Origin of the sequence: Aequorivita sp. CIP111184, from assembly GCF_900489465.1 — a bacterium.
Lineage (GTDB): Bacteria > Bacteroidota > Bacteroidia > Flavobacteriales > Flavobacteriaceae > Aequorivita.
In genome coordinates this window covers 456274-467314 of the sequence record NZ_UEFQ01000013.1, presented here as the reverse complement: position 1 = coordinate 467314, position 11041 = coordinate 456274, and the positions used below count along the sequence as shown (strand labels likewise).

The 11041-nt window shown below is 35.9% G+C and carries 12 protein-coding genes; 4 read left to right on the top strand and 8 right to left on the bottom strand.

The genetic code is table 11. The annotated features are described in order from the left end of the window. Positions 1–87: 87 nt before the first annotated feature. The 4 genes from AEQU1_RS02255 to AEQU1_RS02240 all read left to right on the top strand — a co-directional run bounded on the left by AEQU1_RS02255 (position 88) and on the right by AEQU1_RS02240 (position 2727). Positions 88–327: a DUF2007 domain-containing protein gene (locus tag AEQU1_RS02255; RefSeq protein WP_111878444.1), complete on the top strand. Its 240-nt coding sequence runs from the start codon at positions 88–90 to the stop codon at positions 325–327. A 584-nt stretch (positions 328–911) separates the two neighbouring features. Next, a complete protein-coding gene (gene rpiB / locus AEQU1_RS02250; protein ID WP_111878442.1) occupies positions 912–1343 on the top strand; it encodes a ribose 5-phosphate isomerase B in 432 nt (143 codons plus the stop codon). Positions 1344–1352: 9 nt separating this feature from the next. Next, entirely contained in the window at positions 1353–2270 is a 918-nt protein-coding gene (locus AEQU1_RS02245) for a cation diffusion facilitator family transporter (protein WP_111878441.1), read from the top strand. 16 nt (positions 2271–2286) lie between these two features. Next, a complete protein-coding gene (locus AEQU1_RS02240) occupies positions 2287–2727 on the top strand; it encodes a GNAT family N-acetyltransferase (RefSeq protein WP_111878440.1) in 441 nt (146 codons plus the stop codon). Here the strand turns inward: AEQU1_RS02240 and AEQU1_RS02235 are convergent. The 8 genes from AEQU1_RS02235 to AEQU1_RS02200 all read right to left on the bottom strand — a co-directional run bounded on the left by AEQU1_RS02235 (position 2717) and on the right by AEQU1_RS02200 (position 11037). Further along, on the bottom strand, positions 2717–3088 hold the full coding sequence (locus tag AEQU1_RS02235) for a hypothetical protein (protein ID WP_111878438.1): 372 nt from the start codon (positions 3086–3088) through the stop codon (positions 2717–2719). The two genes, AEQU1_RS02240 and AEQU1_RS02235, sit on opposite strands and share 11 nt — an antisense overlap. A gap of 147 nt (positions 3089–3235) precedes the next feature. After that, the gene (locus AEQU1_RS02230; protein ID WP_146743704.1) at positions 3236–3652 is read right to left on the bottom strand and encodes a hypothetical protein; all 417 of its coding nucleotides are present in this window, start codon (positions 3650–3652) and stop codon (positions 3236–3238) included. A gap of 50 nt (positions 3653–3702) precedes the next feature. Beyond that, positions 3703–5325, bottom strand: a complete 1623-nt coding sequence (locus tag AEQU1_RS02225) for a S41 family peptidase (RefSeq protein WP_111878436.1) — start codon at positions 5323–5325, stop codon at positions 3703–3705. A gap of 10 nt (positions 5326–5335) precedes the next feature. Beyond that, positions 5336–6148: a DUF4349 domain-containing protein gene (locus tag AEQU1_RS02220; RefSeq protein WP_111878435.1), complete on the bottom strand. Its 813-nt coding sequence runs from the start codon at positions 6146–6148 to the stop codon at positions 5336–5338. Beyond that, positions 6135–6500: a ribonuclease P protein component gene (gene rnpA / locus AEQU1_RS02215; RefSeq protein WP_258455098.1), complete on the bottom strand. Its 366-nt coding sequence runs from the start codon at positions 6498–6500 to the stop codon at positions 6135–6137. Before rnpA ends, AEQU1_RS02220 begins: the two co-directional genes overlap by 14 nt. Positions 6501–6572: 72 nt before the next feature. After that, complete coding sequence (locus AEQU1_RS02210) at positions 6573–8408, bottom strand: M1 family metallopeptidase (protein ID WP_111878432.1); 1836 nt, start codon at positions 8406–8408, stop codon at positions 6573–6575. Next, entirely contained in the window at positions 8405–10075 is a 1671-nt protein-coding gene (locus AEQU1_RS02205) for a S8 family peptidase (protein WP_111878430.1), read from the bottom strand. The genes AEQU1_RS02210 and AEQU1_RS02205 overlap by 4 nt, the downstream gene beginning before the upstream one ends. 101 nt (positions 10076–10176) lie before the next feature. Next, positions 10177–11037: an MBL fold metallo-hydrolase gene (locus AEQU1_RS02200; RefSeq protein ID WP_111878429.1), complete on the bottom strand. Its 861-nt coding sequence runs from the start codon at positions 11035–11037 to the stop codon at positions 10177–10179. Between the last annotated feature and the right edge of the window lie 4 nt (positions 11038–11041).

Genomic DNA, 11041 nt, shown 5'->3' with positions numbered 1-11041 from the left:
AAGTACTACTTCTCAAGGAATGACGTGTTTACATTAGGAAAGATTTAGTACCTTAGTAAGGGTCTGTTATTTTCATAAAAATCTAAAATGAAGCATTTTAAAACCATAGCAATATTTTCATACCCTGCAGAATATGCGGTACTTCAGCTTTTGTTTGACCAAGAGGAAATTCGATACTTTTTTCAAAATGAAACAATGATCAGTGTTTTTCCATTTTATTCAAACGCCATTGGCGGTATTAGACTCCAAGTGCATGTTGAAGACATAGCCCAAGCAGAAGAGATTATCAAAAATCTGGATCATCCTTCCAATCTTAAAATTGTTTAAGCAACTTTCAAAAATTCGTTTTACTTACTTTTATTGTTATCAACATATATATATACATCATTTGTTTTTTTTGAAATTTTAAAATAAAAAATGGTGATGATTATAGGGTGTTAATATGTACAATAACTTTTTGAAAATTTACTTTGAAATAAATTTATCGCCTTTTAATAAGAGGTTATTAACATATATTTAAGATTTAAAATCCTTTATAATAATGAGATAGCATGAGTAATGAACAACTGTGAACAACGTGTTTTGATAAGTGGAAACTCACAAGTTTTTAGTGAAATATTGTTTGAAAGGGAAGAATTTGTGATAACAACTTACAAGCAAAAAATGACTTAAATTTTTGGTGTTCTGCAAATTTAAAACCTATTGTAAATAATTTTTACACTCGCAATTTTACTTGTCGTAATTCCGTAAACAAATATCAACAATGTTGTTAACCAAATAATGAAGTGTTCGTTAAGAAATCGTTATCATTTGATTTTCAATTGGTATAGAACACAAACGTTAGGATAATTAAAATTCTAATTCTACTTAAATAAAAAGACGATGTTTTATCTTTGAAAAAAATTAAAGTTATGAAAATTTCAGTCGGTAACGATCACGCAGGTACAGAGTATAAGTTTGAAATCATTTCTTTTTTAGAAAAAGAAGGTCATACAGTTATTAACCACGGAACCGATACTGAAGCAAGTGTAGATTATCCAGATTTTGTACATCCCGTTGCAAATGATGTTGAAAACGGAAAAGTAGATTTTGGAATCATAATCTGCGGCAGCGGAAACGGAGCAAATATGACTGCCAATAAACATCAAAAAGTGCGTTCAGCACTTTGCTGGACCAAGGAAATTACAGAACTTGCACGCCAACACAACGATGCTAATATTTTAAGTATTCCTGCCCGTTTTACAAGTAAACCACAAGCTGTTGAAATGGTAAAGACTTTTTTAAGAACTGAATTCGAAGGTGGTCGCCACCAAAACCGCGTTGAAAAAATAGCGTGTTCATAACCCTTTACAATGCCTCATAGCCACGCACATTCCCATGACCATTCACACCCTGATTTGAAAGGAAAAAAGCTTTTGCTTTCTATTCTTTTGAATATTGTTATTACCGTTGCTCAAGTAATCGGCGGATTAATTTCAGGGAGTTTATCTCTATTGTCGGATGCGCTTCACAATTTTAGTGATGTGCTTTCTTTAATAGTAAGTTATATAGCCGATAGATATTCTAAAAAAGATGCTTCCGTTACCAAAACCTTTGGTTATAAGCGTGCTGAAATAATTGCTGCTTTTGTGAACTCCGCTACTTTGATCGTGGTTGCAATTTACCTTATTTATGAAGCAATTCTTCGTTTTACTGATCCACACACTATTAAAAGTAGTTTGGTAATTTGGTTGGCAATATTAGGGATTGCCGTTAATGGTTTTAGTGTTTTATTACTTTTTAAAGATTCAAAAAGCAATATGAATATGCGTTCAGCATATCTTCATTTGTTTACTGATATGGCTGCATCTGTTGCTGTTTTGATTGGTGGTCTTTTGATGAAATATTTTGAATGGTTTTGGGTGGACAGCCTTCTCACGTTGCTTATTGCTCTATATTTAATCGTTATGGGTTACGATTTATTGAAAAGCTCTTTTAAAGTGTTGATGCTTTTTACCCCAGATGATTTAAGTTTAGAAGTAATTCACGACGCTGTTTGTAAAATTCCCGAGATAAAAAATATACACCACATGCATATTTGGCAACTTAATGAGCAAGAAACACATTTAGAAGCACATGTAGATTTTTATAAAGACGTTACACTTTCTCAATTTGATGCAGTGTTAACCAAAGTTGAAGAAGTGCTTTTTCACGACTTCGGAATAAACCACGTAACAATTCAACCCGAGCACCAAAAGGACGACCCAAAAGATATTATTGTTCAAGATTGATTTTATTTAAAAAGCTATGGAAATTGAAGTAAAGAATTTTGAGGAATTAAACATAACCGAACTTTATGAGTTATTGCAATTGCGAAGCGAAGTTTTTGTTGTGGAGCAGGATTGTGTATATCAAGATATTGATGGAAAGGACGAGCGCGCTTTACACGTTTTAGGTTGGGAAGATGGAAAACTTGTTGCATACACACGCTGTTTTAAAGCGGGAGATTATTTTGACGAAGCATCCATAGGAAGGGTTTTAGTGCGTGAAAACTACCGAAAACTTGGTTATGGGCACGAAATCACAAAAGCCTCAATAAACGCCATTAAAACAAAATATAAAGCCGATAAGATAAAGATATCGGCTCAAACATATTTAGTTATTTTTTACGAAAGCCATGGATTTAAAACCACCGGCGACCGTTATTTAGAAGATGGTATTCCACATATTGCTATGGTTAGAGTTTAATTAAGTTCTTTTCCAAATTAAGATCTTTCAACATTTCGTCAGTAAATTTATAATGCCCGCGGCGTGTAATTATTTTGAAACGCTGGTTTCGCATGCGCGTCAAAGTATCTAAAAATTGCCATTTAGATTTTAATAATCTTGGTTTTTCTGACTTTAAACTGATTTCAAAATAATGTTTTATTCCAGCTCTGTCAGCTACAATATCTGGAGTAATTACTACATCGCTATCTTTTTTGTGATAGGATTTTGGAGTTTCATAACCTTCCACATCAGCCTGAATGTGTTCAAAACCCCGGTTCTCTAAATAGGCCACAGATTCCTTTAGAATCTCCTTGTTTTCGTCTCTTTCTGTTTGTACCATAACTCCCAAGTTACGATAATATTGATAAACAGTCGGTTAAGGTTTTGTTAAGTGAATTTTTGGAGTGTTAATTTTCTTTAAGGAAGGAATAGTAAAAACCAGCTTTCACCCAAACGGGCATTGTTTCGAAGAAGGTTAGAAAGGAGTTCATTCTTTTTTCGCTTTATATTCTGCCAAACCAATTACATCGTCTCTGATTTCTTTCAACCATTTTTTTCCGTAATTCGCTATTAGTAAATCAAAAACCTTCATATTATAAGCAACCGCAACCTTTTTATCTAATGGTTCACAACCAAAATTTATTATTGAAACACCATATTTAGATTTAAAATCAAAGTCCGAAGCATAAATTATTGGAGCAATTCCTCCAGGAACAATTAGAAATAGAGAATTATTTTCTATGTCTTCTTTAGCAAATTTTTCTGCTTCAGAAATATTATCTGCGCTTATAATTTTTGAAACATAACTATTTTGAAAGTTATTCGAATTAACAGTTTCAATCTCTTCTTGGCCAAAAGCTGAAATAGATAGAATTATTGAAATTGTAAATAGAGTTATTCTCATAGTTTCTTTGATGTATGACAAATTGGAATAGTAGATTTTTTTTAAGAAAATCACTTCAAAATCTTCTTATACCTACCCTCATCATTCAAAACAGCAACTGCCTCCAAAATCTCTGGATTGTGCTCAATTTGATAATTATACAATCCTTCGCGATAAAAATAACGCTTTAGAATTTCGTCCATCAGCAATGATTCTATTTCCACTTTTTTCTCAACGATGGCTTTGTCTTTTGCAGAATCAATTGCTGCCATAAGTTGATTATAGCTTGCCGAAATGTCTTTACCCAAATCATCATCATCAGAAATTTTTAAACCTTCGGCGAATTTCTTTTCAGTTTCGGTTTCGTATTCAAAATTGTTGTCCTTCAAAAACTTCAGAAAGTCCTGAAAATCGGCTTCCCCGAATTTAAAACTTTTCGAATCTGTTATTTGATGGCTGTAATAATATTTTGTTGCATAATCAAAAATAGCGTTGTCTTTTAATAATGCTGTTGTAATCGGGCTATAAACAGCAGATTTTAACTCCACATCCGGAAGAATTCCGCCACCGTCATAAACCGTTCTTCCTCCTTTAGTTTTGAAAGCGTTGTATTCTTTAGCGTCTTTCCGAACGGGATCACCATTTTCGTCACGGTGCCAATAATCCAAAGCTTGAATACACCGTCCGCTAGGCGTATAATATCTTGAAATTGTAACCTTTAGCTGTGTACCATAAGTCAATTTTTTTGGTCGCTGAACCAGTCCTTTTCCAAAACTACGGGCGCCAACAATCACCGCGCGATCTAAATCTTGCAAGCCTCCGGAAACAATTTCGCTGGCAGAAGCGCTTCTTCCGTTTACCAAAACTACCAATGGAATTTCCTTGTCCACCGGATCAAATTTGGTTTTATAGGTTTGGTTGTATTTTTCTATTACAGATTTTGTAGTCGTTATCACTTCGCCTTTATCTACAAAAAGATTTACCACATTTATCGCTTCATTCAACAATCCTCCTGGATTTCCACGTAAATCCAAAATTATTTTTTTTGCCCCCTGCGATTTCAAGTCAACCAAAGCAGCTTTCGTTTCCACAGTTGTTCTGCCGTTGAATTGTGAGAGAACAATATAGCCAATATCGTTATTCATCAATTTATAAAAGGGAACAGCTTTAAGCTCTACAGCACCTCGAGTAATGGTTGTGGTTACTGTTTTCCCCTGTCTTTTATAGGTTACATCAACTGTTGATCCTGGTGCGCCTTTTAGCAATTCACCCGCGTCCTCTTCCATATCGGCAATATTTATATTACCAATTTTTATGATTTCATCCCCTGCTTTCAATCCAGCTTTGTCTGCCGGATAATCTTTATAGGGTTCAACTATAATTATTTTGTCCTTTCTGTTTTGAGCCGAAGCGCCAATACCTGTGTAAATACCTGAATTGTTGATTTTAGCGTCCTCAACCTGCTGTTCGTTCCAGTAAACGGTGTATGGATCCAAATCTTCCAACATTCCCTTTATGGCTTTATCCATAAGCGTTGCGGGCGTTACTTCATCTACATAATTCATATTCAATTCCTTGAAAAGTGTAGTGAAAATTTCAATCTGTTTGGCAATTTCAAAGAAATCACTTTTGAAACTTACCGTGGTAAAAAATATGCCTATGGCGATTATGGGAATTAAGATTCTTTTTTTCATTTTCTGAAATTTAATGTGTTTTCTTTCTCTTCTTCAGAAATATACGAAGAACAAAAACTATAATAATTGCAACGAGGAATAAAGGCCAAAGGTATAAAATGCCCAAGAAAAACACCGAAATACCATTCCAGCCACCTTGAAAGGCGTTTTTCATTTTTTGTCCGTAAGATTGGGTAATACCTGTTTCTGCGGTGATTTTATAAAATTCAATATTTACGGTACTCATTGAAACTTGGTTTTGAAGATACTGCAAACGGCCTTGCTTTGCTTCAATTTCTTCACGAATATTGGAAAGTTCTCTTTCTATTTCCAGCATTTCCTTTACGTTGTTTGCTTTTTTCAGCAATTCAAGATAACGATCTTCAAGTGTGCGCTTTGCTTTTAATCGCGCTTCCAGATCAATGAATTCTTCGGAAACATCTTGTTGCGAAATATCGCGTTGGTCAAAATAATTAACCCCTTCGGAAATACCGTCAATAAACGATTGAAAATTTTCTGTAGGAACTCGAACTGTCAAATTTTTAAAAATTCGGTTGTAGTCTTTCCCACTGTTGTCGCTTTGCACTAAACCTTTGTATTGCGATGCAAGCTGACGAATTTTTGTATGGGTTGCTTCCACATCTTTTGTTTCAAAAGCCAAGCGGGCTGTTTTGATTATTTTCTGCTCCTCTTGCAATTGTGGTTCTGAAAACTGCTCTATTTTCAAAGGATCTTCAGGAACAGATATACTTGCCATTGAAGAATCTGCTTCGTAATTTTTAGTGGAACTGCCGTTTGAACATCCCAAAACGAACAATAAAAGTAAAGCGCTAACTATTTTCATCCCCTAATTTTTTAAGCAGCTTTACCATTGCTTTTTCCAGTTCGGCGTACTGCGGTTTAACTTTTCCTAAAAAAAGAAAGAGCATCACAAATTTCTTGCCGTGAATTTCATCAAGAATTTGTTTGTTAAGCCTGTATGCTTCGCGAAGTTGTCTTTTTACACGGTTTCGGTCAACAGCCGATTTAAAATTGCGCTTTGGCACTGCAAATGCCACGAGATTGGATTCTATATTTTCCTTCGGAAGAAAGAAAATTTTAATGGGAAATTTAGAAAGGGTCTTTCCTTCCAAAAACAAATTTTCTATTGTTTTGGAGCTTTTTAATTTTTCTTTTTTTGGGAAATTTTGGTTCACATTGTAAATATATAAAAAGACCCCGCAGTATTAAGTACTTGCGAGGTCTCTTTGAAAAAAGGAAAGTAAAGATTATTTTATTCCGTAAGCATTGTTTTCAAGATTTATGTCGGCCATGCGTTGCGTGGCGTCAATCATCATATTTTTTACTTTTTTGCCATTCTTTATTTCGAAAGTATACGTGGGATAAGCCCAAGCCCAGTCTTCCAAAACGGTTCGTTTTAACTCTGTAAATGGGTTTGGTTTTTCACCCCACATCATTCGCAAAGGAATGTAAAAAAGTTCCTGTGAACCGTCTTCATAAGTAACATAAAGGTCTATAGGCATTGGCATTAAACCAATTCTTTCTAAAGTTACTTTAGTATTATTGCCTTCGTTTTCAACGGTTTTTATTCCGTAATCGATTGTATTTGTGGTCTGCGTCCAATCTGTCAAATACCAATCTAGCTCAAAACCTGAAACCTTTTCCGCAGTGCGGATAAAATCATTTGGTGTTGGATGTTTGAATTTGAAATCTGAATAATACCGTTTTAATGTTTTTGAAAGATTTTCTGGACCAACAACATACCCCAATTGCGATAAAAACACTGAACCTTTACTGTATGCGTTTACTCCGTATGCACGGTTGGTTGCATAACGGTCCGCGTGCGTGGTTTGCGGTTGCTCTTGTCCGCTGGTGGCCATCAATATATAACCGCGATAAGAACCTATATGCGGATTGGGTTTTTTCTGATCCATTATAAGATTCATCCCTTCGCTAGAAATATATGAAGTGAAACCTTCGTCCATCCATTCGTGTTTGCTTTCGTTGGTAGCTAAAACAAACTGAAACCATGAATGCGCTAGCTCGTGGGCAGTTACGCCTACAAGGCTTCCAAATTCACGTTCGCCTGTAATCATTGTACACATTGCATATTCCATTCCACCGTCTCCACCTTGGATTACAGAGTATTGTTCGTATGGATATTGTCCAACAGTTTCGTTGTAAAACTGCATCAGTTCTGCAGTTTTGGGTTGCAGGTTTTTCCAGTTTTCAGCAATTTCAGGATCGTTTTTATAGAAAAAATGAAGCATCACACCGTTAGGTCCGGGATAGGTATCGTGAACATAATTATCATCTGCCGCCCAAGCAAAATCGTGAACATCGGGCGCTAAAAAGTGCCAAGTATATTTTCCTTTTACGGAATGCATTGGTTTTTGACCAGGAACTGTATAACCGTGACCTACTTCTGCAGGGTTTTGAAGATAGCCAGTACCGCCGATTGTGTAATTCTCGTCAATTGTAATGGTAACATCAAAATCGCCCCATACACCGTGAAATTCTCGCCCAATATATGGATCGGCGTGCCAACCTTCAAAATCGTATTCAGCAAGTTTTGGGTACCATTGTGTCATTGTAAGTGCAACGCCATCGGCATTATTCCTTCCCGAACGGCGGATTTGTAACGGTACCTGTGCATCCCAATTCATATTAAAAACTGTGCTTTCACCAGGAAGGATTGGTTTGTTCAGCATTACTTCCATTACAGTGCCTTTAATTACATAGGTTGCCGCAACGTTATCTTGTGTGAAAAGAGTTGGCTTTATATAACCAATTTCAGAAGGGGAAAGTTTAGAAATTCTATCCGTAACACGACTATCGGGATCGGCGATGGTTCGTGAACGCACATCCATTTCACTTCCAGGTTGGAAGGCATTGAAATAAAGATGATAAAAAACCTTGTTTAAAGTATCGGGAGAATTATTGGTGTATTTCAATTCCTGCGTTCCTTTATACTGAAAGGTTTTCACGTCCATTTGAACGTTCATTTTATAATCAACTTCTTGTTGCCAATAGCTATTATTGTTTTGTGCAAAAGCCGAAAAAAATACTGCTGTTAAAAAGAATCCGTTTAAGAGGTGCTTCATAGTTTAGACATTTTATCAGCCATAATAAGGGCATTATACAAATTAACCATTTTTCCAGATTTTGAAATGTTTGCAAAAGATTCTGTGTTTGAAGCTTCGCCTCCTAAAACAACTTGCGTATTTGTTGTAACTCCACTATCCATAATAATTTGTTTTACTTGTTTTGCAGAAAGTGTAGGATAATACGAACGTATCATTGCCGCAACACCAGCAACTTCTGGTGATGCCATTGAGGTTCCTTGTAAGTATTCATAGGTGCTCAATGGGGTTGTTGACCAAATTTTTACACCTGGTGCAAAAACGTCAACATTTGTTTTTCCGTAGTTAGAAAAATCAGCTACTAATTCACTTCCGTATTTGTAGTTAAGTGCTCCCACGGTTAAAAAGGAATCTGATATTTCTGAGCCGTTGTCAATTTGATCATTTGGATAAATATTTACAGTATCTAGATCAAAACCATCATTTCCAGAAGCATTTACAATTAAAACATCTTTGGAGGCTGCATATTTAATGGCTTCATAAACCCAATCTGCATGTGGCGAGTAATATTTTCCGAAGCTAGTGTTTAAAACTTTTGCTCCGTTGTCCACTGCATAACGAATGGCCAATGCAATGTCTTTATCATATTCATCACCATCTGGTACTGCACGAACAACTAAAATTTTTACGTTGTTTGCTACACCGTCCATTCCAATTTTGTTGTTGCGTTGTGCTGCAATTATTCCGGAAACATGCGTACCATGTTTTACGTTTTCTCTAGTTGGATCTGGCCCCGCAACATTATTATCTCCATATATATTGTCCGTAATATCTTCAGGGTTATCGCCTAAAACGCCACGGAAATCTTTAGTCATGTTGAAGTTGTTCTCCAATCTTCCGTTAAAATATTCTATACCTCCTTCTAAATCTTCAACAACTGCTGGTACTGAATCTGCAAAATTGAGCATTTGGTTGAGCATTGCAATTTGTTGTTGCTCTTGTACTGAAGGGTTTTTTATTGCTGCAAGATCTTCTTTGGAGTAATTTGTTTTTCCAAGTTTTTTTGCCATCGCCTCATGGATTGGCTTTAATTGCGAAAGAATTTGTTCGTAACGAACCTTATTAGCAGTAATTTCTGAAGTTTCCTTTTGGTATTCTGCCTGCGCTTTTTGGTATAAAGCGTATTCTTCTCTATCTGCTGCGCTAATTGAAGATTCACTTTTTCCTTCATATTTCGACTTTAATTTTCTAATGATGCGAACATATTCCATGTTTTCGCCTTCTATGTTACCAAGAAAATTCCATCCGTGTATATCGTCTATAAATCCATTTTTATCATCATCTATTCCATTTCCAGCTATTTCGCCTGGATTGGTCCAAATAACATTTTTAAGATCTTCATGGTCAATATCTACGCCGCTATCAATAACACCCACAATTACCGTTTCACCTTTGCGGTTTTTGATAATTTCGTTGTAAGCTCTATCCACGCTCATTCCGGGAACGGTATCTTTTACCAAGTCCATGGCCGGCCAGTGCTTGAGTTGTGCATCAACAAGTGGTGCATTTTTTAAAGGGTTTGCATCGATATTCTGAATTGGGGTGGCAACAATTGCAGCACCGCTGCCGCAACTTACCAAAACAGTTGACATTGCAACTGCAAAAAGGGTGATCTTAAAAAGTTTCATCTGTATATAATATTTGTTTTATTGGAAGAAGAATGCCCAAATATTCATCTTCGTTTTGTTATGAAATGTAGGAATGGGCATTTCATTTTGGAAAAAAAGTATTAATTAAAAAATTCATTTAGTGAAAAGGTTTCGTTCAGTCGGACGCCTTTATCAGTATTTTTAACCGTTATTATTGGGTTATGTGCGTCGTGCTCTAAGAAAAGATAAAAGTTATTTTCTGCGGCTTTCTTTAGGAATTTTTCCTTTTCGGGAAGCGTTAACAATGGGCGTGTGTCATAACCCATCACAAAAGGAAGTGGCAAATGTCCCGCAGTTGGTAGTAAATCTGCCATAAAAACTAGTGTTTTTCCTTTGTAATTTATATGTGGAATCATTTGTTTATCGGTATGTCCATTCACATAAAGGATTCCGAAGTCAAGTTCTTTTGCTTCAGAAAAATCTGAATTGGTTTTTGACACAAACTTCAGTTGCCCGCTCTCCTGCATAGGCAGAATATTTTCTTTTAAAAAAGAGGCTTGTTCTCTTCGGTTGGGTTCCGTGGCCCATTGCCAGTGGTCTTTGTTGCTCCAAAAAGTTGCATTTTTGAAGGCAGGTTCATATCCTGTTCTGTCTTTATTCCACTGCACGCCTCCACCGCAATGATCAAAGTGGAGGTGTGTCATAAAAACATCAGTGATATCATCTCTGTGAAAACCATGTTTTTTTAAAGAATCATCAATATTATAATCACCCCACCGATAGTAATAGCCAAAAAATTTTTCACTTTGTTTATTACCCATTCCGGTATCTATCAGCGTAAGCCGGTTACCATTTTGAATGAGAAGACAACGCGCGGCAATGTCTATCATATTATTTTCATCGGCGGGGTTAGTTTTGGTCCAAAGAGTTTTTGGCACAACGCCAAACATAGCACCGCCATCAAGTTTAAAATTGCCAGCTTCAATAGGGAATAATTGCATATTA